This window comes from Aristophania sp. ESL1100, from assembly GCF_058511235.1.
Genome location: NZ_CP196394.1, coordinates 1491886 through 1514542, shown reverse-complemented (window position 1 = coordinate 1514542; position 22657 = coordinate 1491886). Strand labels below are relative to the sequence as shown.

The following is a 22657-nucleotide window of genomic DNA, read 5'->3' as shown; positions in this document are numbered from 1 at the left end:
TTAGGATGAAATTATATACAATACCAGGCGCCTGTTCTACGGCATGTCATATCGTTTTATGCTGGAGTGGTGGTAAATTCGATTTTGAAATTGTTGATCATACAGCTCTGAAGAAACCGGAATTTCTTAAATTAAATCCCATGGGGCAGGTACCTGTTCTTGTGGATGGAAACTTTGTTCTGACTGAAAATGTTGCCATCATGCATTATATTTCAGATCTGGTTCCAGAAGCCAGGTTATTGGGTGACGGCAGCAAGCAGCATAGAGCAATGGCCTTGCGGTGGCTGGCCTTCGTTAATTCAGACATCCATCCGTCTTTTGCCATGATTTTTGGAGGGGCTCGTATCAGCTCTGATCAGAAAGTCATTGAGGCTCTGGATCAGGCGGCACGTAAACGCTTATTGGCGCTTTATGAAATCATTGAGCGGCAGCTGGGAGGTCAGGAGTGGCTGGCTGGTTTTCGTAGTGCGGCAGATGCCTATTTGTTTATGACATTAAACTGGGCGAAAGGCGTGAATCTGGACCTTGGTGGTTATAAGAACATAACCCAATTTTTTGAGAGAATGCAGAAAAATGAGGGGGTGATCGCTGCCTGTAAGGCGGAAGGGTTGATCGCCTGATTCAATCGGTTGGCTTTATCCAACCTGTTCGATGAGAGCCATAAATATTTACGGTCTGTTCCGCCTCAATTAAAAGGTAAAACAGACCGTAAACGACTTCGTCTTTTGTAAGATTAATGTGATCGTGCTGGAGGGGCCATAAAGCTGGGATCTATCGGGGTAGGGGTATGGCGTTTTAAAATAGCCTGGACTTCTTTTTTGTCTTCTTCAGTAAGGTGCCAGTCAAAAACGTCCCTTATACCGGAAATCTGCTCCGGCTTGCGAGCGCCCCATAGAGCGATGGTCGGTCCCTGATCCAATACCCAGCGTATGGCAAAGACCATGGGGGATTTTCCGTGTTTTTCAGCCAGTTTCTTAAGTTCCTCGACTGCAGCCAGGTAATGAGGGAAATGCACTTTCTGAAATTTAGGATCGCTGGATCTTAAATCAGATTCCGGAAAGGTCTGGCCGATTTTCATTTTCCCTGTAAGTAAGCCACGGCAAAGAGGGCCGTATGCCAGCATGATCATTTTATGTGTTTCGGCATAAGGAAGAATGTCTTTACCGGCATCCTGCTCAAAAATATTGTAAGGAGACTGTATGGTGGCAAGCGGGGCAACCTGGCGGAAGATGTCCATTTGTTCCGGTGAATAGTTACTGACACCTAAGGCAGCGATTTTCCCTTCCTTATGGAGTTTTTCAAGCTCACGAGCAGAATCCTCAATCGGTGTTTTGGGATCCGGCCAATGGATTTGCTCAAGGTCAATCCGTTCAACTTTCAGACGACGAAGAGAGTCTTCAACTTCCTGCCGGATACGGGCAGGGCGTGAATCACGAAAGACTTTCCCCTCTTTCCAGTTCAGTCCAAGTTTCGTGGCAATATAGGCTTTATGAGGTTTTTCTGCCAAAGCACGCCCGACGATTTCTTCTGAATGGCCAAACCCGTAAACAGGGGCCGTATCAATCAGCGTGACGCCTTCATCAAGGGCTTTGTGAATTGTGCGAACAGCATTATCATCGTCCGGTCCACCCCACATCCAGCCTCCGATGGCCCATGTGCCGAGCGCAACACGGCTGACGGGGTCCTCAAGTCCGGGAATATGGATGTCATTCTGGCTCATGTGTTTCTACCTTTCGTCAGGTTGTTGAAGAAACTATTCTGCATAGGATGATTTTTGGAGAAATCAGGTAATAATCCTTCACTTTAGAAAAGAATGTTTTTATGAGATGATCTGTTAAAGTGAATTTTTTTATATTGATAACACAAAATCTAAAATATTATGTTTATAATTTATTGTATTATTCTTAATTTGATTAAAATTATAATATAGGGGGCAATATGGCAGAATTTTCTATTAAGGAATTGTCTCAATTCTGGGGGAAAGCTCGTCCTAACGTGGCTTCAGACTCTGCCATGCATCCCCTTATAGCCCATATGTTGGACGTGGCAGCAGTGGCGATGGCTTTGCCATTAGCGAAGAGTTGCGGACTTGATATTCGTTTGGTTGGCTTCCTGGTTGCTTTGCATGACATAGGCAAATTATCACCACCTTTTCAAAAAAAAGTTCCCGAATATAGTCCCTCGTTCTTGCCACCTAAATCAACAGTTTCTGAAGATCATACAGTTGTTACGTTACAGATACTGAGCGAGTGGTTTGAAAACGGCGAAGGCATCCTGAAACCGCTTTTTCAAAATATTATTCAGGGAAAAGGCCTCAAAAAATATAAATATCTTAAGGCGTTACAAGATATTTTGAGGGGTGTAGCCGGTCACCATGGCAAGCCGATAGAAGCACGATATTCAGGTAGCCTTGACATAGAGACGATGCAACGTGCTGAAAAAATAGCCGCTTTATTACTGGATGTTTTTCAACCGCCGCCTTTCCCAATATCTATTTTGGAGTCTATTACGGAGGTGGAATGGAAGCTCACGGCTTTGACCATTCAGGCCGATTGGGTGGGCTCTCGTCAGGAATGGTTTCCTTATGTGGCAGTAGGGACGGTTTATAACCCCAGGGAGTATTTTGAAAATATTGCTGTTCCGCAAGCAAAAAAAGCTGTGAAGGAAGCAGGCTTAGCAGCGATTCCTGTTGCTGAGTTCAGAGGTATAAAAAATCTTTTTCCAGTTATTGAGAAACCTTCTCCTCTTCAGAGCTTAATGGAAAATGCACCGTTTCCAGATAGTCCAGCTCTGATCATTATTGAAGATATGACAGGGAGTGGCAAAACAGAGGCCGCTTTGACGGCCGCTCATCGCCTGATGAGAAAAACATCTGATAATCATGGGACGGCAGGGTTATTTGTTGGTCTTCCTACAATGGCAACGGCTAATGCGATGTATGAGCGCCTTGCTGAAGCTTATCAAAGGCTTTTTGTCCGAGCGGAAATATCGCCTTCTTTAGCGCTGGCTCATGGCCGGGCAGATTTATATGAGAATTTTTGTGCGGCGATTATGCCTGAAGAAGCCAATAAGAGTTTTAATCCTGATTCAGCGGAGTTTTATTGCACAGCCTGGTTGGGTAATGAGTCCCGTCGAGCTCTTATGGCCCAAGTTGGCGTTGGAACAATTGATCAGGCTTTGTTGTCTGTACTACCCGTCCGTCATACGGCTATTCGGCAGGCGGGTCTTGCTCATAAGGTCATCTTAATTGATGAATGTCACGCCTTTGATTCTTATATGAATGAGGAAATTTACGCACTTTTGAGGTTTCATGCGGCGTTAGGTGGTTCGGCAATCCTGCTTTCTGCGACCTTGACCAGAGCGATGAGAGAAAAACTGGTTGAAGCTTTCCAGGAAGGATTGGGAGAAACTCAATCTTGTTATCTGGAAAATATGTCCTATCCTCTGGTTACAATTGCAGGTTTGTCTTTCAGAAGAGAGCTTCCTTGTGATTTGCGTGAAGGTCTTGCCAGAACAATCAAGGTGACACGTTTAAATAGCCCCGAAGAAGTAGAATCTGTTCTACTGGATGGCTTTCATAAAGGGGCTGCCTGTTGTTGGATACGCAATACGGTTGATGATGTCATAACAACAGCGCGTGCTCTTTCTGCTCAAGGAGTGGATGTAACGGTTTTCCATGCACGTTTTGCAATGATTGATCGATTAGAGATCGAAAAGAAAGTCATTGCTTGTTTTGGTAAAAAAAGCAAAGATTCTGAGCGTGCGGGCCTATTAATTGCGTCCCAGGTCATTGAACAAAGCCTCGATTTGGATTTCGATGTCTTATGCACAGACCTTGCTCCCATGGATCTGATTTTGCAGCGTGCGGGACGTTTGCGTCGCCATAAGCGTGAAAGGCGTCCGGTTGATAAGGCGGAATTATGTGTCCTATCGCCTGAGCCTGTTGAAAAACCGGACCGCCTGTGGATCAGGTCATTTCTACCCGGAACGGCAGCTATATACGGGGATCCCACTTTATTATGGTGTACGGCAAAGGGATTGTTCAGGCGGGGAACGATTTCTTTACCTGAAGATATGCGCGATTTGATCGAAGAGGTCGATCACAGGCAAGATTTTGGAGCTGATCTTTCTGCTTTGGAGAATGAAGCTAATAATAAAGAGGGAGATAATAAGGCGGCCGCCCGTCAGGGGCGCCATAATGTACTGCGCTTTAACGCGGGATATGATCTTGATAAAGCGTTATGGGGGCCAGAGGAGAAAACACCAACACGTTTGGAAACAAGCCGTTACGTAACGGTTCGATTGGCTTATGAAAAAGAGGGGCTTGTTTTACCCTGGGCTGCAAGAAAAGATAAAACATTAGCGTCTTTCAGCAATAGACGGAAAGCATGGTCCTTGTCTGAAATATCTGTTAGGCGCAATCGCCTGGCCAATGTTGTAACGCCGCTTCATTTAGTTGAGGCTGTTCAAAAAGCGCGCTCAGAATGGTCGAAATGGGAACGCGATGACACTGAAAATTATTTACTGCTCGTTATAAGACCGTGTGAGAATGGCTGGGAGGCTGAAGGTATTGATGGGAAAGAATGTAAAATAACTATTTATTATAGTGGTAAATATGGGTTGGATATTAATAAACAATAAAAGTTTATTAACTAAAAGTGAATCTTTAAACGTAAAAAAATCTATAATAAACAGTATGTTTTCAGAGTTTTTTATGTTTTAATAATTTCAATATTTGTTTTGTGAGTTCGTGATATGGCCAGTGGCGTTTACTTTAATCTCATCCATGATGCCTGGATCCCTGTCCGTCGTCTATCAGGAGCGTGTCAGAGAATTAGGCCAGCTCAGATTCTTGACCAACTTAAGTCTGATCCTGTGATTTCTTTTGAGTGGGCGCGTCCTGATTTTCAGATCGCATGTCATGAATTTATGATTGGATTGCTGGCTACAGCTTTTCCTCCTGCTACAACTAATGAGTGGGAAGAACTTTGGGATCATCCTCCCAGTGTTAAAGAGTTGGATGAGGCTTTCGGAAAACTGGACGAGGCTTTTTATCTTAATCGTCCGGAAAAATGTTTTTTACAGGATTTTTCAGAGCTTGAATCCTCAATAGAGCTAGTTGAGCGATTACTGATTGAATCTCCTGGTGACAATACTGTCAAAAAGAATAAAGATCTTTTTGTTCATAGAGGGCGTATGTCAGTTCTGTCTTTGCCAGACGCTGCTATGGCACTTTATACGCTTCAATCATGGGCTCCTGCTGGTGGTTCGGGCCATAGAACGGGTGTTCGAGGCGGAGGGCCAATGGTGGTTCTAGTGCTCCCATGCCGTATAGATCCTGACTGTCCAGATAAAACACTTCCTGAAACATTATGGGATAGACTTTGGGCTAATACACCTTGTGGCCGCGTGGTTGAAGAACAGGACATGCCCAAGGTGTTTCCGTGGTTAGCTCCCACAATTACGTCCGATGAACAGGGGCGAGAGGTTGGTCCGGAAGATGCAGCGGTCGATAAAAGGCAGTGTTGGTGGGGTATGCCAAGGCGCATCAGGTTCTGTTTTGGCAAAGGTGAAGAGGGTGATTTCGTAACAGGCTGGAAGCAGCGCCCTAAGGGAATGGACTATACAGGATGGATAGGGGAGCCACTTTATGATGAGAAAGGGGGAGCAGGGAATGTTATTCACCCTTTGACGCCTCGTTATCGCGTAAAACCGGATTCAGAATGGCTTAGTCTTCACCCGAAACCAGGCGGTGTTCATTATAAACATTGGGTAGGGTTGGTGACTGTTGGCGGAAATGAAAATCGCCTCCCGGCAGATAATGTGATTGCATGGCGTAGTGAGCGCGCAGTCTGCACAGGCTTATCTCCCAAGCAAAGTAAGAATGTGCGTCTCCTTGCAGCTGGCTATGATATGGACAAAGCGAAGGTGCGTAATTTTCTGGAAAGTGAAATGCCGTTGCCTGGAATGGGTGATCTGGCGCTTCTGGAACAATATGATAACTGGGCAGAGAGAGCTGTTAATGCATCCATAATGGTTCTGAAACTTTTAAAGAAGACGATTACGGATGCCACTCCGAATAAAAGGGATGCTGCCAATGATGCGACATTTTATGAGACGATTGAGCAGCAATTTACCGAACTGACCGAAAATGATTTCTTCAATTTATTGATGTCAGACAAGGACAATCAGGAACGGTCTGAGTTTTGGAGAAATTCTATGCAAAAATCAGCGCTTAAAATTTTTGATTCTGTCGTCCCTTTAATGCCGGAGACCCCTTTGGAGAGAGCGGCTAAAATTGTTTTGGCCAAAAGACGTCTGGCAGCCATGGTGAGTGGCAAAGGGAAAAAAGAAGGCAGGAAATTAGTCGAATGTCTTGATCTTCCAGTTAATAATTAATCATAATTGATTACGGAACAGAAATAATATGTCTGATAAGCCTGATAATAACTGGCGTGCTGAAGTCATCAAGGAGTGGTGGCAGAAAATGCAGCCAGAGAGTTCTTCTCATAAACAAAAGCCATTGGATCGTGCATCCCTGGCGCGTTTACGGCGCTGTAACACTATTGCAGATTCTTTGAATGAAGTAGCAACCATAGGGTTGGCTCGGCGTTGTAAGGTCGAAAGCGACTATGATCTGATGCGTGTCGGGTTGATAGCGTCTGTTCTTTCTCACGTGAGGGCAGATGACGAAAAGTCCTCTAATGCGCGTATCATTGGCCCTAACAAGCAGGATGATGATTCAACGGCTCTTTGCAAAGCTGCCCGTTTCCGACGTTTGTTGGCGACAGAAGATGTAGAAGGTTGTCAAAAAGCCTTTCGCCGTTTGGTTGCCTTAATGGGGGGCAAGGCAAATGTGTTTGATCTTGCGTCTTCCTTATGGGAGTGGCCCTTTTTCCCGATGCAGGAAGAACGATCAAAATGGCGTCGTGTTCGTTGGGTGAGTGATTATTGGGATGTCGGAATGTCAGAAAAATAGACATTCCAGTTTTTAATCATAACGCCGCTTTCATTTAATGAAGACATAAATTTTTCATAAGGATTTTTTTCATGAGCCGTTTTCTTCAGTTACATTTTCTAACTTTTTATCCTCCTTCAAACGTAAATCGGGATGATACAGGGGCCCCAAAGACGGCCACTGTAGGAGGAGCGCCTCGTTTGCGTATTTCGTCTCAGGCTCTCAAAAGAGCATGGAGAACGTCACCACAGTTCAAAAAAGCACTTGAAGGTCATATGGGCCAGAGAACTCAGCGTCTGGCTGAAGAGATTTTTAAATATCTGCGCAGTAAGGATATAAATGAGAAAACGGCAACGGATATTTCTCGTCAGATAGCCGGTGTTTTTGGCAAGATTAAAAAAGAAGAAGGCGTCCTTCTTACGGAGCAGTTGGCTTTTATTTCACCTGATGAACGAGAAGCCGCTTTTTCTATGGCTGAGCGGATTGCCAATGGAGAAAAGATCGATCCTTCAAAAGAAAAAGACTCCCTTCTTTTTAAGGCTGATACAGCCGTTGATATTGCTTTATTTGGCCGTATGTTAGCCGATACGCCCGAGAGAAACCGTGAGGCTGCGGCTCAGGTCGCGCATGCTATTACAACACATCGCGTGATTGTCGAGGATGATTATTACACTGCGATTGATGACCTGAAAACAGCAGAGACTGATAGTGGTGCCGGGTTTATTGGCGAAGCCGGTTTTGGATCAGGCGTGTTCTACCTCTATCTCTGTATTAATCTCGATCTGTTTAAGAAAAATCTCGGTCCGAAAGCTGATGAACGCCTTATAAATATCGCGTTGAAAGCTTTAATTGAAGCGGCGACAAAAGTTACACCATCCGGGAAGCAAAACAGTTTTGCTGCTTTTGCGAGAGCTGGCTATATTTTAGCTGAGAAGGGCGATGAGCAACCCCGTACGCTTGCAGGTGCTTTTTCCAGACCTGTTGTGGGTGAGGATTTGATGCAAAGCTCAATCAAAGCACTCACAACTTTCAGAGATGATTTAGAAGCTGTTTATGGCACTTCTGCAGATCAGAAAAGTTATGAAGTCTCAGTCGGGAAGTCTGATGGGCATAATCTGGAGAAACTTGTAGAATTCTGTCAGATATAAAGGCACATTTTATGGGACAATTCCTGACATTTGCCCTTATAGCGCCTATGGCCTCTTTTGGAGATATTGCTGTTGGCGGTCTTCGTGATGGTTATACCAGGCCTGCACGTTCAGCTATTTTGGGTCTTATTGCTGGTTGCCTTGGTTTGACACGTGAGGAAGAAGAAAAACATCACGCACTTTCAGATCATTATGCTGTGGCTCTTCTCTGCGAAGCCGCTGGAGAGTTGTTGATTGATTACCAGACTGCGCAAATGCCACCGGGCACGAGGAAAAGGACCTACGCAACACGAGCGGAAGAGCTTTCTGTTGATCCGCAAGATATTGCGACGGTTCTGTCCCGCCGTGAGTATCGGACAGGGAGCTGGCACCTTGGAGCTTTATGGTTACGTGATGATCAAGGACCATGGTCATTAGCCGATATTCAAAATGCTATGAAGAGGCCCGTTTTTGCGCCTTATCTGGGACGTAAATCCTGTCCTCTTGGCTTATCTTTTGCTCCACAAATCGTGGAAGATGCTTCTGCTACAGAGGCTTTATGGGAGCGGCGTAATAGCGGGAAAGAGATGGAACTCTCTTTTGGTTATGCACGACGAGAAAGAGAGAAAGCGACCGATCAGAAGGAAGAAAGTATTTCTGAAAAATCGGTTACTTTATATCACGACCGGCATATTCGTGAGGCAGTTTCACAGTCCAGAGAACAAAGACAGATTGTTATTGTCATGGACGTAGCGGATGTCAAAACATATGGTGGGGATTGGGTTATGAGACACCGTATTACACGTCGTGACCAACCTTTATCACGAAAAGATTGGCAGTTTGGTCTGCGGGAAGAAGCTGTTTTAACCATGTCCGGGCAAGGAGAGCAGCTATGAGTGGTCTGTTCCTTTCTCGTGTTTCGATCAGTCATCAGCCGTCAGTTCAAACAATTACAAAACTTTTGCAGCAGATGAGGCGCGTTCCTGAGCAGCGAAAAGAAAGGGGCGATAAGAACGCACAAAATGTTGTCATGTCCCATTCCCTGATCTGGTCTTTATTCGGTGATGAACCTGATCGCAGACGTGATTTTCTGTGGCGGGAGACTGGAGATGGATCATATATTACGTTATCAGAACGATTACCTGATAATAAACACGCTCTTTTCGACGTCGAAAGTAAATCTTTTGATCCACAGTTAAAGGAAGGTGATAAGCTGCGCTTTCAGCTTTATGTTAACGCAACAATCTCCAGAAAAGAGGCATCTTCTTCACATAATACTCGGATAAGAGGGAAAAGAGAAGATGTTGTCATGGATGCTTTATATAAACTTACTAAAGCAGAACGTGCTGAAAAAAGAGTTGAATTAACAAAAGAAGCAGCAATGACGTGGCTTTCAAAGCAAGGAGAAAAAGCCGGTTTCAGCTTGACCGAAGATTTCACGGTGACGTCTTGCGGTGTTTTACGCCTTCCAAGGCAAGGAAAATCTGCCCCGGCTACTTTCGGCGTTATGGACCTGACGGGTATTTTACATGTGACTGAACCGGAAGTTTTTATAAAGAAAATAAAAGAAGGTTTTGGCAGAGCGAAAGCCTTTGGTTGTGGCCTTATGCTCATACGTCGTGCCTCATAACATATGTCGGATAAGCTTACAGGCCTTCCACCGCCACGTCCCATTCCCTTGAAAGAACGTTCTTCTATTCTGTTCGTGGAAAAAGGGCAGTTGGATGTGCTGGATGGAGCGTTTGTCCTCGTTGATAAAAATGGGACGCGAATGCACATTCCTATTGGTGGCCTGGCGTGTCTGATGCTGGAGCCAGGTACAAGAGTGAGTCATAAAGCTGTATGGCTTGCGGCGAGGGCCGGGACATTGCTGATCTGGGTTGGTGAAGCAGGGGTAAGGCTTTATGCAGCCGGTCAGCCAGGGGGAGCTCGTGCTGATCGACTTCTTTTTCAGGCAAAACTGGCTTTAGATGATACAGCCCGGTTAAAAGTGGTTCGCAAAATGTATGCCTTGCGCTTTGAGGAAGATGCTCCTGACAAACGTTCTGTAGACCAGTTAAGAGGAATTGAGGGTAGTAGAGTCAGGAAGACCTATATCCACTTGGCACATCAGTATGGTGTCGAGTGGGATGGAAGGAATTATAATCCCCGTGATTGGGATACGGCCAATGTTGTAAATCGTTGCCTTTCGGCAGCGACGTCATCGCTTTACGGAATTACGGAAGCGGCTATTCTGGCGGCCGGTTATGCACCTGCTATTGGGTTTCTTCATACAGGGAAACCTCAAAGCTTCGTGTATGATATTGCTGACATCGTTAAGTTTGAAACAGTTGTACCTGAGGCTTTTCGCGTAGCTGCAGCAGTGCAAAAAAATAAACCACTCGATGGCAGGGTTATTTCCGACCCTGTGAGCACAACCAGAAGACGTTGCCGGGATGCTTTCCGGCGTAAATCTATCCTGAATAGACTCATCCCCCTTATTGCTGAGGTGTTGGCAGCAGGTGAGCTAACCATGCCGGAAGCAAATGAGGAAGCAATGCCCGTTGCTTTTAAAGATCCGGAAGGATTGGGTGATGCTGGTCATCGTGGTTGAAAATGCTCCTCCGCGTTTGAGAGGGCGTCTTGCTGTATGGTTGTTGGAGATCAGAGCGGGAGTTTATGTCGGTTCATATGGCCGGAAAGTCAGAGAAATGATCTGGCAGCAAGTTTGTTCAGCCATAGAGGAAGGAAATGCTGTCATTGTCTGGTCTGCTCCAAATGATGCAGGTTTTGAATTTGATACATGTGGCGCCAATCGTCGTGTTCCCGTTGATTTTGATGATTTGAAATTGGTTGCATTCGGCCCGGAAGCCGCTTTACCTGCCACGATCATCTTCCCGACACGCTGACCTTTTTACATATCCTCGCATAAGAATTTAAATAAGCTTTTAATGCCTATTATTTAGGCAATAATTTGGTAAATTTCTTGACAGTATTTTTCTCCTATAATAACAATAGCTTCCAACAAGAGTGTTCCCCGCACACGCGGGGATGAACCGTGTAGCCGCGACAGCCAATGGACCCCGGATATGTGTTCCCCGCACACGCGGGGATGAACCGGCGTTTTATCCTGGTTGATATTGAGTCTGATGGTGTTCCCCGCACACGCGGGGATGAACCGCATTGAAGAAGTCGTTAGATGATGGTCAGGAAGTGTTCCCCGCACACGCGGGGATGAACCGGGAAGGGATGAGGTCAATCCCTTCACTTATGCGTGTTCCCCGCACACGCGGGGATGAACCGCCGCTTCTCTGCCTCGGTTAGAGGGTAAACTAGTGTTCCCCGCACACGCGGGGATGAACCGATAAGCGGGCTGCCCGCGTACCTCTCCAAACCGTGTTCCCCGCACACGCGGGGATGAACCGCGCCTTTACTTCAAAATAGTCATACCCGTTAAGTGTTCCCCGCACACGCGGGGATGAACCGCTGTTTCCTGTGGCTCATTTTGTTTTTCCTTCGTGTTCCCCGCACACGCGGGGATGAACCGAAACCGACAGGCTTTCGATTGATCTATGATATGTGTTCCCCGCACACGCGGGGATGAACCGTCCACTGTGCGCCTTCCGTAGGCTGGCCGATAGTGTTCCCCGCACACGCGGGGATGAACCGGCACAAAACATGATAAGCGCCTTTACTTCAAAGTGTTCCCCGCACACGCGGGGATGAACCGTTTGTGGCGGCTGTATTTGATAAACCGACTCAGTGTTCCCCGCACACGCGGGGATGAACCGGGGCTTGAGCCGCAGACGCTTGAGTTCACTCAGTGTTCCCCGCACACGCGGGGATGAACCGATGGGACGCCTGTGAGTGCTACGACTCCGGCTGTGTTCCCCGCACACGCGGGGATGAACCGGGTTGCTTGAGCACCGACTGGACAGACGGCGGGTGTTCCCCGCACACGCGGGGATGAACCGTATCTGTGATACTTCTTCCGCGGTCTTACCTTGTGTTCCCCGCACACGCGGGGATGAACCGCCAGAAAAATCATCTTGAGCAGATTCGCCTTGGTGTTCCCCGCACACGCGGGGATGAACCGCAGATAAGAAAGTTCTGAACTATCTTAAATACGTGTTCCCCGCACACGCGGGGATGAACCGCGTGACAGGCTACAGATATGGGCTGAGGCTGTGTGTTCCCCGCACACGCGGGGATGAACCGCTGCCTGAGACGATACAGCGCGGAAACACCGAGTGTTCCCCGCACACGCGGGGATGAACCGGTTAGAGTTATAGAGGTAGGCACAATGAACACGTGTTCCCCGCACACGCGGGGATGAACCGCCGGCCCCGGTTGTGGAGCCAGTGATAAAAGAGTGTTCCCCGCACACGCGGGGATGAACCGGGATCAATTCCTGTATTTCGTATAATCGTATTGTGTTCCCCGCACACGCGGGGATGAACCGCTCAATTCCGGCGGTCTCGATATTTACTCCGTGTGTTCCCCGCACACGCGGGGATGAACCGGCTTCCCGGGTTTCATTTGAGGGTTATAGGTCGTGTTCCCCGCACACGCGGGGATGAACCGATTGCCCAGGAAATTTTTGAAGGGAAGCGTGAGTGTTCCCCGCACACGCGGGGATGAACCGTTCTGAGGAGAGATCAATTTCATCTAATATTGGTGTTCCCCGCACACGCGGGGATGAACCGGCCCGCCGGTGTTTTGTCGGTTGGGGATACCCGTGTTCCCCGCACACGCGGGGATGAACCGAAATCCTGTCTTATTTTAGCGTGCCACACGTCGTGTTCCCCGCACACGCGGGGATGAACCGCGTGATGTAGCCTCGTTTCGTATCACGAACGAGTGTTCCCCGCACACGCGGGGATGAACCGGGAACAGGAACGGCGCATTAAGGCCCTCGCACGTGTTCCCCGCACACGCGGGGATGAACCGAAGCTAACGCGCAAATAGTCAATATGCAGCATGTGTTCCCCGCACACGCGGGGATGAACCGGTAAAAGAGTTTTCATAAGAGGTGAGTTAAAAGTGTTCCCCGCACACGCGGGGATGAACCGCTAAATTAATAGGACGCGTTCCAAGGAAAACGGTGTTCCCCGCACACGCGGGGATGAACCGTGCGCAATAAGAAAGCAGATAAGAAGGTCCTGGTGTTCCCCGCACACGCGGGGATGAACCGTTAAACAGGATGCTGAAGGGCGTTTTTGTTTAAATGATTGCCATAAGGCAAGCGGTGGCGAAAATAGTAAACATCCGGGCTTATGGCTTGCTAACAAACAAGCGCGAAAACTTGCACAAGAAATGGCGGAAAACTCTCAAAGCAGGAATTCCTGCTTTGACGGGAAACAGCCAATTTCCACAATTATAGGGGGTAATAAGGCGGGCACATATGTCTGCAAAGAACTGTTCTATGCTTATGCCATGTGGATTAGCCCTAAATTCCATCTAACGGTCATCCGTGCCTTTGATGCCATGATGCAGAATAAGGGCGACATTCCGGTTCCTGTCACATCCACCACATCAGAGCCCCCACGCTTTCGCAATATGAGCAATGCCTTCCGGCAGATGATGCAGGTGGCTCTTATTTGTGGCTGCACACCAAGGCAGGCCGCTGAGCGTGCCGGGCTGGGAGTTGAAAAACATTGGGTCATCAACCCGCTTAAAGAAATGAACCTTCTTTCAGAAAACAGAAGCCTCTTTGACCTGACTGAGAAAGGGTCACACAATGCTTGATCTTTCCCTCATCGATGCTTCTGCCGTTATCACCCTGTTACTGGATGGTGTCGTTGCCCGTAATGACCTGGAATTAGGGAATGAAGCCGTTTACGGCCTCAATATTGTCCTTAGTGCGATTAAAACCACAATGGATAAAACCATCTCTGAAATGGAAACAGAGCAGAAGAACGCTTAATAATAAAAAAGCTACCTTATGACACTCATAGGGTAGCTTGAAATAGATATGTCTTATCTATCTTGTTATTTTTGTTTTCCTATATGCCAATTATTTCATTTATTCCTTTATCAGTGATCTTAAAACAATGTTTCATTTCTCCATTAATGGGGAGTTCTTTATGACAAATTAGTCCGTCATCAATACATAATTGCATAACATCCTCCCACCATGAATAAGGAACAGGACCTTTGACAAAGTCCATATATTCAGGCGGAATTTGAGACAACATTTTGGAATTTGCACCACCAAGGTATATAGTTACAGATTCCTTACATATCTTCTCAGAAAACGGTAATCTAAGAACAATATCCGGCCATGTAAGATATCTATAATGCCCTTCCTTTTTATCTGGATAGAGAGGAAATCGTGCCGTTGCCTCGTATTTTAAAATAATCATTATTCTAATACCAGAAGCACACATTTTTTTCTCAATTTCTCTCATAATTATTCCGTTTTTAAAAAAACTCATATTATTCTCCTGAAATATTACATTCATAATTTAATGAAGAATCACCACAAAACAATTTAAGTGGTCGTGTATTTTCACGTACTTTTTATATATGTGCAAGAAGAAAAGGAATATTGTAAAATATTAAAGATCAACTCGATTTATAATAGCACATGTTTTCTGTTCTTTTATGGTTTATATGATCCTTAATTACCTAATTGAGGATCATATAAAGATCATCAGTCAGCCCACTCGATGGAACCCCATCCCATAACGGTTCTGCATAGCCTTCAGCGCTTCAATGACCTTTTGTGCTTGCGGTTCTGTCAGGAAATTTGGGTCTGAAACGCCGCTCATACGCTCGACAAACGCCCGCAAACCGCTTCTTGATCCTTTGCACTCAAGGTGAGCCGACAGGCTTTTCCAGAGGGCGAAAACTTTCCGCACGTCCGGGTGAATGGAAAGAGCACCTTTGAAGTGTTTTTCCGGCTTCCATCCCAACCGTTTAAACTCTGCCAGAACGTTCCGCATCTGGCTTTCTGTCATGTTTTTGGCGGACTTTTTGCCTGTTACCCGGTGGGGAAGAGCGTGGTAGATCTCCTTCTCCAATGCCAGGGCTTTGCGGGCTATGTGAATGGAAGCCAGCAATTTGCGGCGATCAGGCATGATCGTCTCCTTTCAGGATCTGCCTGACTTCATCAAGAGCATTACAGGCTTCTGTGAGGTGCCTGAAAATCCATTTTTTAGCGTCTTCTTCCAGATAAGGATTATCCAGCTGCATCTAAAAAAAGAGCGTGGCCTGTATTGTGTTCCCCGCATACGCGAGAATGGTCTCTGACTTTTCTTTTGCATTTGTATGATAAGAATGAAACTTTCTCACTTTTAGGTGAAACCGGCTCGCTGGGCGTGTCACATTCAGGGAGCTCTGTTATGCTCGCTCTGTTTTACGATGAAAGACTATAGGCCTGCATAGCTCTGTTTGAAGAGCGCAATGAGTTTTCTTTGGGGTTCTGGGATGGAACATTTAAAGGATATCATCATTGCTCTTGATGAGGGGACAACAAACGCCAAGGCGATTGCTGTTGGGCGTGATGGTGGGATATTGGCTAAAGCTTCCCGCCCTCTGACGATCATGACCCCGCAGGATGGGTGGGTTGAGCAATCAGGCGAAGCCCTTATTGAAGCTTCGTTGGGTGTCTTGGGGGACGTCATTAAAGAGCTTGATCCTCAACGTATTGCGGGGATCGCAATCAGTAATCAACGTGAAACGGTGGTTGGATGGCATCGTGATACTGGCCGATCAATCGGCCCTGCCTTGACATGGCAATGTTCCAGAACGGCTGAATTTTGCGAACAACTTCGTCAGAACGCTTATCAGGAAAAGGTCCGCTCTATTACCGGTTTGCCGATTGCGCCGCTATTTTCTGCGTCCAAAATGCGCTGGCTGCTTGAATCATGGCCTGAAGGTTTTGAACTGGCTGAAGCGGGAAAGATTTGTCTTGGCACGATTGATAGCTGGCTTTTATGGAATTTAACGGGAGGGAAAAGTTTCAAATGTGACGTTTCAAACGCCTCCCGTACTCAGCTTTATAATATTGTTGAAGGTGATTGGGATAAAGAGATGCTTTCTTTATTCCAGATTCCGCAGCATGCCCTCCCGGAGGTTTGTCCGTCCAGCTCATATTTTGGTTATACACAAGGTTTAGCGTCACTTCCTGACGGTTTGCCGATCCTCTCCATGATCGGGGATTCACATGCAGCTCTTTACGGCCATGCCATGGGTAAGGCGGGATGCGTCAAGGCAACCTATGGAACCGGCTCTTCCGTAATGGCTCCCGTAAAGGAGGCCTGCTCGTCGATCAAAATGCTGGCAACAACGATCGCATGGGATGATGGTGAGAGCGTGACCTATGGTCTGGAAGGAAATATCGCCCATACGGGTGATGCCGTCGCCTGGATGTGTGAGGTAACGGGCATGGCTACGACCGACCATGTGACGATCTCAGAAGAGATGTCACGCATCCCTGCTTCTGTTGACTCTACAGTAGGGGTTTATTTTGTTCCTGCTTTGACAGGGCTGGGGGCCCCATGGTGGGACGATCAGGCACGCGGCATAATTTGCGGTCTTTCACGGGGGACGACACGTGCTCATCTTGTCAGGGCCGCTCTGGAGAGCATTACCTATCAGATCGCTGATGTTATCGCAGCGATGAAGCACCATCCCGATTTTGCCTTAAAAGCCCTGATGGTAGATGGGGGGCCAACGCGTAATGACTGGCTCATGCAGTATCAGGCCGATTTACTGGGCTGCTCGGTGATGCGGAGCGATGTTGTCGAACTTTCAGCATTGGGGGCAGCGCTTCTGGCACGCAAAACTTATGAAAAGCTCAGTGCCTGTGAGATGGCGCAATTTGCCGGACATCATACAGAGTTCAAGCCTGATCCTTCACGACATGAGCGTTTGCAGAAAAGATGGAACGAATGGCAGCTCGCTGTGAAAAGGGCTCGCTGGCAGCCGTAATCTGGTGCCGCATAGGGAAGTTTTCAGTTGGGGCTATTTCATGATTTCTGAAGCTGTGAGGGAATCTGTAATGAGAACGTCAATATAACCGCCCTTCAAGGCCCCACATATGGCTTTGATTTTATCTTTTCCCGCGGCAAGAGCGATCTTATGCGTGCATTTTTTTAATTTATCGAGGGAAATGCCAATAACAGGGTCCTCATCTTCATTGAGGACCGCTTCACCCTGTTGGTCGAAATAACGCAGACATAAATCTCCGACCGCTCCACGTTCGGCTAATCGTTCAAGCATGGCTTCATCATAATAATTGCCGGAATTTTTCAGTAATTGTGAAGGTTCAAGCTTCCCAATCCCGACAATGGCAATGCTGACTTCGTCAAAGCGATCAAGCACATGGGAGACATCAGGGGTTGCCATAAGTGTTTTCTGGGCACTGACGGATTGTTCGATTGATTGAGAGGGAAGGAGCCATGCGTCGCAATGAAGCTGTTGGGCCAATGCCTGGGTCAGAAGTGTTGCCTGCACATTTCCATTCGCGCCAACACCTCCTAGAAGCTGGATGACACCTTGTGCTTTTAGTGTGTTTGAATGGAGTTCATCAACCATTGCGCGAATGGTTGAGCTCCAGGAAGAAATCCCAACCAGATCAGTGGGTTTAAGCCGCGTTTCAAGATAATGGGCAGCGGCCGAACCGATGGCTCTTTTAACCATCTGTTCCGGTTCATCAGCTTGTACATCAACGCATATAACCTGTCTGATCTTAAAACGTTCCTGAATGCTCTTTTCCAGATCAATATGCATGGCTGAGGGAGGGATGACGCTGACTTTGACAATTCCTTCCTGCTGGCAGCGTGTCAGAGCACGGGAAATAAAGGATTGGGAAAGAGAGAGCTTTTGCGAAATCTCGGTTTGTTTCAGTCCTTCAAGGTAATAAAGGCTGGCTATTTTAACGAGAAGTCTCTGTTCATCCTGACGTGACATGGGCTGACCTTTTTGAATGTCCTATGAGTGATGCGTCTGACAATAAGTAAAAAAGATGTGAAACAGCCTGATTATGGAAATGTTCAGCATTAAACAGGCTGGACAAGTTTTTATAGAAAACCTAGCATGAAAATATAAAACCATTATTGAATATTTATTCAAAGAATATGCAGGACTCTTTCTCGTAAAACAAGCCTGATGTTTCGCATTTTCTCTGATCATTCATAGCGCTCTTATGTGAATATATATTCAATAGTAAATTATTTTGCAGATAAAGAGTTCCAGGAGGTATCATGAATCCCTTCAAATTATCAGTTCCTGAGCTTGAAACAAAAGCCCGCCAGGTCAGGCGTGATATTATCAGACTGAATGCCTATAGTCCTGCGGGGGGGCATACGGGGGCTGATCTGTCGCAGGCTGACCTTCTGACGGCTCTTTATTTCCGTATTCTCAATTGCTCACCAGACCGGCTGAATGATCCTTTGCGTGATATTTATATTCAGTCCAAAGGCCATGCAGTCGGGTCCTATTATTGCGTATTGGCAGAGGCTGGCTATTTCCCCAAAGAGTGGCTTTCAACTTATCAGCATGCGGATTCACATTTGCCAGGTCATCCTGTCAGGCAGAAAACGCCGGGGATTGAGCTCAATACAGGGGCTTTGGGTCACGGATTTCCTGTCGCGGTCGGGATGGCGATTGCGGCGAAAAAAGACCGTAATCCACGCCGTATTTTCCTGATTACAGGCGATGGAGAACTCGATGAGGGCAGTAACTGGGAGGCTGCTCTGGTCGCGGTGAAATATGGGCTGGATAATCTTGTCATTATTAATGACAAAAACGGTTTGCAGCTTGCGGGGAAAACGCAGGATATTCTGCCGACGGATCCTTTGGATAAAAAGTGGCAGGCTTTTGGTCTGGAAGTTTCCGAATGTCAGGGAAATGATATGGCTTCCATTGTGGAGACTCTTGAACATCTGCCCCGCACAGGAAAACCCAACATCGTTATTGCCCATACAACAAAAGGAGCTGGCATCTCTTTTATTGCCGGTAAGGCCGAGTGGCATCATCGCGTCCCTAAAGGTGCTGAAATTGAACAGGCATTGGAGGAGCTGAAAGATGAGTGAAGCAAAACATTTCGCCAATGTAATGGTAGAGGCCTTTATTGAGGCTGTTGAGAGAGGTGTTGATCTGATTCCTGTGGTGGCCGATTCAACATCAACGGCTAAAATTGCATCCTTCATGGAGAAATTTCCTGACAGGCTGGTCAATGTCGGGATCGCCGAACAGGCGATGGTCAGTACAGCCGCCGGGCTCGCTCTGGCAGGGAAAATTGCCGTCACGTGTAATGCCGCACCCTTTCTTGTTTCACGGGCAAATGAGCAGGTAAAAGTCGATATCTGTTATAATAAGACTAACGTTAAATTATTCGGCCTGAACGCCGGAGCCAGCTATGGCCCGCTTGCCAGTACTCATCATGCTGTTGATGATGTTTCAATCATGCGCGGTTTTGGAAATATCCAGATCTTCGCCCCCTCATCACCGTGTCAATGCAGGCAGATTATTGATTATGCCCTTGCTTATGACGGGCCAATCTATATCCGTATGGATGGGAAGGCTTTGCCTGAAATTCACGATCCATCCTACCAGTTTTCCCCAGGGGCTCCCGTTCTTTTATCTGAAGGGGATGATATTGCTCTGGTTGCCATGGGCTCTGTTGTCCATGAAGCTGTAGATGCTGTTATTTTGCTGAAAAATATGGGAATTTCTGCCAGATTAATTGATCTCCCCTCAATCCGTCCCTGCCATAGTGAAGAGCTGGTCGCCTCTCTTGCGGATATGACGCATATTATTACGGTAGAGGAACATAATATCAATGGCGGCTTAGGGAGTCTGATTGCGGAAGTCATGGCAGAGCATGGGCTCAATGGCCGTCTGAAGCGCCTTGGTATCCGTGATGGGGGCTATGCTTTGGCAGCGGACCGTAAAGCGATGCGGGCTTATCACAAGATTGATGCCAAAGGCATTACTGAAACAGCTCTGACAATGTTGGAGAAATGAGAAGCTTGGTTATGGAATTTCCGTGGCATCAGGAGATGATCCTGACGCCACGGAAGTTTTCAGCTCCGTTACCAACAGCAAAATCCACCATCAACAAGCAGATTAATGCCTGTGCAGTAAGAGGATGCTTTACTGGCAAGGAAAATTGCCGGTCCGACCATTTCCTGCACGGAGGCCATACGGTGCATGGGGGTCTGGTCTTCAAACTCTTTGGTTTGATGAACCATCTCCGGGCGGGTGTTCATAGGGGTGGCCGTATAGCCGGGGCTGATGGAATTGACCCTGATATTCTGGCCGACCATTTCCATGGCAAGGCTCTTGCTAAGGTGAATCACACCGGCTTTGGACGCGTTATAATGCGCCTGATTGAGGCCACGATTGATGATGACGCCGGACATGGAACCGATATTGATGATCGAACCACCGCCGCTTTTAATCATGGCTTCGGCTTCTGCCTTGCAGGAGTTCCAGACTCCGGTGAGGTTGATATCAATCACGCGCTGCCACTGGTCTTCCTCCATTTCCAGAGCAAGATTGGCATTGGCAATTCCGGCAGCATTGACCGCAATATCAAGCTTGCCATAAAGCGACACAGCCTTTGCAACTGCCTGGCGCATATCGTCAATCCTGCGCACGTCTCCCGTTGCCGGAAAGGCTTTTCCGCCGATGGATTCAATATTTTTAACCGTTTCGGTAAGGCCGCCTTCTTCAACCAGGTCAAAACATCCGACACTGGCACCGGCACTTGCCAGGCCATAGGCAACCATCTGGCCAATACCGCTGGCGGCACCTGTAACAAATGCAACCTTATCTTTCAGGGAGAATAAATTTTGAGAGAAATTTTTATCAATCACAACAAAACTCCTTTTGTTATGACATAATAATACATCCTATATATTAATTATAAATACACATATACGTGTATAATAATGGATTATTGATACTATATATTTTAATATAGTAAATACTTTTATTTATATGTTATTGTGTCCATTATTTATAAATTAATAATGGACACTCTTGGTTTTATTTTGTCGATTTTAGGGTGAAAATCCTTCAAGAACGATTTTCCCTTTTGTTTTGCCGCTTTCAATGACGCTATGGGCACGTTTCAGATTTTCTGCGTTAATGGTTCCAAAATGTGCTCCAATTGTGGTGCGTATGTCTCCGCACTCAATAAGGTTTGAAATTTTATCGAGTATTTTCCCTTGTTCAGCCATGTCGCCTGTATTGAATAGAGACCGCGTGAACATCAGCTCCCAGTGAAGAGACAGGCTTTTCTTTTTTAATGGGACAGCATCAAGAAACTCCGGGTCATCAATCAATCCAAGATGGCCTTGTGGTGCGATTAATGACGTAATATCAGCGATGTGTTGAAGCGTTTCATTTGTTGAAAAGACGTAGTGTGGCGCCTTAACCGGCAGCCTGTCCATTTGTGCGGCGAGAGGCTGGTTATGGTCAATCACATAATGCGCACCAAGGTCCCGAACCCAGTTTTGCGTTTCCGGTCGTGAGGCTGTTGCAATAACATCCAGAGGGGTTAATGCGCGTGCCAGTTGTATCGCCATAGAGCTGACCCCTCCGCCCCCGCCGATAATAAGGAGGGTCTCTTTTTGGGTGGTGTCGTTATGAGTGATTTTAAAACGATCAAAAAGCATTTCCCAAGCGGTGAGAGAGGTCAGGGGGAGGGCGGCTGCCTCTGCCCAGTTTAATGTTTGCGGCTTGTGGCCAACAAGCCTTTCATCAACGAGATGAAATTCAGCATTTGTGCCTGGCCGCGTTAAAGCACCTGCATAGAAAACATGGTCTCCAACTGAAAAATTTTCGACATCCTCTCCTCGTGCCACGACAATTCCGGCAGCATCCCATCCAAGAACGCGCCCTTGATCGGTCTGGGGAGAGGCATTTTGGCGGATTTTAACATCAACCGGATTAACCGATACCGCCTTGATCTCTACCAGAAGGTCACGTCCTGTCGCCACCGGCTGTGGCAATGTAACGTCACGTAGGGATTCAGGGGCGTCAATAGGAAGAGATTTTTTGAAGATAACAGCACGCATAGTCTAGCTCCTTTATTGAATAAAGGAACAGTAAGGTGCTACGTCTCTTAAAGACAAGAACGCACATAAATCGCTCATAGTATCGGAAATGATACCATTATGCCCCGTATTCGTCATAAAACCCTGGAATGTAGCCCTGGTTGTGCTGTCGAAGCGACATTGCAACTGATTGATGGAAAATGGAAAGGCGTCATCCTTTACCACCTCTTTCAGGGGACATTACGCTTTAATGAGATTCGCAAACGTTTGCCCATGATTACCCAACGTATGCTGACGACTCAGCTCCGTGATCTGGAACTCCATGGTTTTATAGCGCGTAAAGTGTATGCCCAGGTTCCCCCGAAGGTAGAATATAGTCTTACGAATCACGGGCGTACTCTGGAGCCGGTTATAATGGCGCTCAAGGAGTGGGGTGATCGTTATGGAGGGTTTGGGAAGAAGGAGGAATGTTCCGAAAAGAAAAGTGAGACATGATATCTGGAATCTCTTTTCTGGTCGGTTCTTCAGTATTTTCGGGTAAAAATAAAGCTCCCATTATGTGTCAAAAAGCGTATTCT

The 22657-nt window shown here is 46.8% G+C and carries 21 protein-coding genes, 1 pseudogene and 1 CRISPR repeat array; of the genes and pseudogenes, 15 read left to right on the top strand and 7 right to left on the bottom strand.

The window, feature by feature from the left end; translation table 11 throughout:
- Nucleotides 1-5 precede the first annotated feature (5 nt).
- Nucleotides 6-620, top strand: a complete 615-nt coding sequence (locus tag ACSYSY_RS07035; protein ID WP_491706864.1) for a glutathione S-transferase N-terminal domain-containing protein — start codon at nucleotides 6-8, stop codon at nucleotides 618-620.
- 113 nt (nucleotides 621-733) lie between these two features.
- Here ACSYSY_RS07035 and ACSYSY_RS07030 read toward each other — a convergent pair whose 3' ends face one another.
- The gene (locus ACSYSY_RS07030; RefSeq protein ID WP_491706863.1) at nucleotides 734-1720 is read right to left on the bottom strand and encodes an aldo/keto reductase; all 987 of its coding nucleotides are present in this window, start codon (nucleotides 1718-1720) and stop codon (nucleotides 734-736) included.
- 218 nt (nucleotides 1721-1938) lie between these two features.
- Between ACSYSY_RS07030 and cas3 the strand changes: the two genes are divergently transcribed.
- The 10 genes and pseudogenes from cas3 to ACSYSY_RS06980 all read left to right on the top strand — a co-directional run bounded on the left by cas3 (nucleotide 1939) and on the right by ACSYSY_RS06980 (nucleotide 13990).
- The gene (cas3, locus tag ACSYSY_RS07025) at nucleotides 1939-4641 is read left to right on the top strand and encodes a CRISPR-associated helicase Cas3' (RefSeq protein ID WP_491706862.1); all 2703 of its coding nucleotides are present in this window, start codon (nucleotides 1939-1941) and stop codon (nucleotides 4639-4641) included.
- 114 nt (nucleotides 4642-4755) lie between these two features.
- Nucleotides 4756-6399 carry a type I-E CRISPR-associated protein Cse1/CasA gene (casA, locus tag ACSYSY_RS07020; RefSeq protein WP_491706861.1) on the top strand — a complete coding sequence of 548 codons (1644 nt, stop codon included), beginning with the start codon at nucleotides 4756-4758 and terminating at the stop codon, nucleotides 6397-6399.
- Between the two features lie 28 nt (nucleotides 6400-6427).
- Complete coding sequence (casB, locus tag ACSYSY_RS07015) at nucleotides 6428-6979, top strand: type I-E CRISPR-associated protein Cse2/CasB (protein ID WP_491706860.1); 552 nt, start codon at nucleotides 6428-6430, stop codon at nucleotides 6977-6979.
- 71 nt (nucleotides 6980-7050) lie between these two features.
- A complete protein-coding gene (gene cas7e / locus ACSYSY_RS07010) occupies nucleotides 7051-8106 on the top strand; it encodes a type I-E CRISPR-associated protein Cas7/Cse4/CasC (RefSeq protein WP_491706859.1) in 1056 nt (351 codons plus the stop codon).
- Nucleotides 8107-8117: 11 nt separating this feature from the next.
- Nucleotides 8118-8981, top strand: coding sequence for a type I-E CRISPR-associated protein Cas5/CasD (gene cas5e / locus ACSYSY_RS07005; RefSeq protein WP_491706858.1), 864 nt, complete (start codon nucleotides 8118-8120; stop codon nucleotides 8979-8981).
- Nucleotides 8978-9715 carry a type I-E CRISPR-associated protein Cas6/Cse3/CasE gene (gene cas6e / locus ACSYSY_RS07000; protein WP_491706857.1) on the top strand — a complete coding sequence of 246 codons (738 nt, stop codon included), beginning with the start codon at nucleotides 8978-8980 and terminating at the stop codon, nucleotides 9713-9715. Before cas5e ends, cas6e begins: the two co-directional genes overlap by 4 nt.
- A 3-nt stretch (nucleotides 9716-9718) precedes the next feature.
- Nucleotides 9719-10678, top strand: coding sequence for a type I-E CRISPR-associated endonuclease Cas1e (gene cas1e / locus ACSYSY_RS06995; protein ID WP_491706856.1), 960 nt, complete (start codon nucleotides 9719-9721; stop codon nucleotides 10676-10678).
- Nucleotides 10659-10973, top strand: a complete 315-nt coding sequence (gene cas2e / locus ACSYSY_RS06990) for a type I-E CRISPR-associated endoribonuclease Cas2e (protein ID WP_491706855.1) — start codon at nucleotides 10659-10661, stop codon at nucleotides 10971-10973. The genes cas1e and cas2e overlap by 20 nt, the downstream gene beginning before the upstream one ends.
- Before the next feature lie 121 nt (nucleotides 10974-11094).
- Nucleotides 11095-13258: a CRISPR direct-repeat array (repeat unit 29 nt; unit sequence GTGTTCCCCGCACACGCGGGGATGAACCG).
- Nucleotides 13259-13317: 59 nt separating this feature from the next.
- A pseudogene (locus ACSYSY_RS06985) lies at nucleotides 13318-13812 on the top strand (KilA-N domain-containing protein); the annotation flags it as partial.
- The gene (locus ACSYSY_RS06980; protein ID WP_491706854.1) at nucleotides 13805-13990 is read left to right on the top strand and encodes a hypothetical protein; all 186 of its coding nucleotides are present in this window, start codon (nucleotides 13805-13807) and stop codon (nucleotides 13988-13990) included. The pseudogene ACSYSY_RS06985 and the gene ACSYSY_RS06980, both read left to right, overlap by 8 nt.
- A gap of 79 nt (nucleotides 13991-14069) precedes the next feature.
- Here ACSYSY_RS06980 and ACSYSY_RS06975 read toward each other — a convergent pair whose 3' ends face one another.
- The 3 genes from ACSYSY_RS06975 to ACSYSY_RS06965 form a co-directional block, all read right to left on the bottom strand.
- Nucleotides 14070-14501, bottom strand: a complete 432-nt coding sequence (locus tag ACSYSY_RS06975) for a hypothetical protein (protein ID WP_491706853.1) — start codon at nucleotides 14499-14501, stop codon at nucleotides 14070-14072.
- Nucleotides 14502-14723: 222 nt separating this feature from the next.
- The gene (locus tag ACSYSY_RS06970) at nucleotides 14724-15146 is read right to left on the bottom strand and encodes a gp16 family protein (protein WP_491706852.1); all 423 of its coding nucleotides are present in this window, start codon (nucleotides 15144-15146) and stop codon (nucleotides 14724-14726) included.
- Complete coding sequence (locus tag ACSYSY_RS06965; protein ID WP_491706851.1) at nucleotides 15139-15261, bottom strand: hypothetical protein; 123 nt, start codon at nucleotides 15259-15261, stop codon at nucleotides 15139-15141. Before ACSYSY_RS06965 ends, ACSYSY_RS06970 begins: the two co-directional genes overlap by 8 nt.
- Before the next feature lie 234 nt (nucleotides 15262-15495).
- Here ACSYSY_RS06965 and ACSYSY_RS06960 point away from each other — a divergent pair, with 234 nt between their 5' ends.
- On the top strand, nucleotides 15496-17001 hold the full coding sequence (locus ACSYSY_RS06960) for an FGGY family carbohydrate kinase (RefSeq protein WP_491706850.1): 1506 nt from the start codon (nucleotides 15496-15498) through the stop codon (nucleotides 16999-17001).
- Between the two features lie 33 nt (nucleotides 17002-17034).
- Here ACSYSY_RS06960 and ACSYSY_RS06955 read toward each other — a convergent pair whose 3' ends face one another.
- Nucleotides 17035-17982: a sugar-binding transcriptional regulator gene (locus tag ACSYSY_RS06955; RefSeq protein WP_491706849.1), complete on the bottom strand. Its 948-nt coding sequence runs from the start codon at nucleotides 17980-17982 to the stop codon at nucleotides 17035-17037.
- A gap of 293 nt (nucleotides 17983-18275) precedes the next feature.
- On the opposite strand from ACSYSY_RS06955, the gene ACSYSY_RS06950 reads away from it, so the two are divergent.
- Together ACSYSY_RS06950 and ACSYSY_RS06945 are read left to right on the top strand one after the other, a co-directional pair.
- Nucleotides 18276-19106, top strand: a complete 831-nt coding sequence (locus ACSYSY_RS06950) for a transketolase (protein ID WP_491706848.1) — start codon at nucleotides 18276-18278, stop codon at nucleotides 19104-19106.
- Complete coding sequence (locus tag ACSYSY_RS06945; protein ID WP_491706847.1) at nucleotides 19099-20040, top strand: transketolase family protein; 942 nt, start codon at nucleotides 19099-19101, stop codon at nucleotides 20038-20040. Before ACSYSY_RS06950 ends, ACSYSY_RS06945 begins: the two co-directional genes overlap by 8 nt.
- Before the next feature lie 68 nt (nucleotides 20041-20108).
- Here the strand turns inward: ACSYSY_RS06945 and ACSYSY_RS06940 are convergent, their stop codons facing one another.
- Both ACSYSY_RS06940 and ACSYSY_RS06935 read right to left on the bottom strand, forming a co-directional pair.
- Nucleotides 20109-20894 (bottom strand): SDR family oxidoreductase, encoded by a 786-nt coding sequence (locus ACSYSY_RS06940; protein WP_491706846.1) that lies wholly within the window; start codon nucleotides 20892-20894, stop codon nucleotides 20109-20111.
- Between the two features lie 186 nt (nucleotides 20895-21080).
- Entirely contained in the window at nucleotides 21081-22100 is a 1020-nt protein-coding gene (locus ACSYSY_RS06935) for a zinc-binding alcohol dehydrogenase family protein (protein ID WP_491706845.1), read from the bottom strand.
- Nucleotides 22101-22199: 99 nt separating this feature from the next.
- Here ACSYSY_RS06935 and ACSYSY_RS06930 point away from each other — a divergent pair, with 99 nt between their 5' ends.
- The gene (locus tag ACSYSY_RS06930) at nucleotides 22200-22574 is read left to right on the top strand and encodes a winged helix-turn-helix transcriptional regulator (protein ID WP_491706844.1); all 375 of its coding nucleotides are present in this window, start codon (nucleotides 22200-22202) and stop codon (nucleotides 22572-22574) included.
- Nucleotides 22575-22657 lie beyond the last annotated feature (83 nt).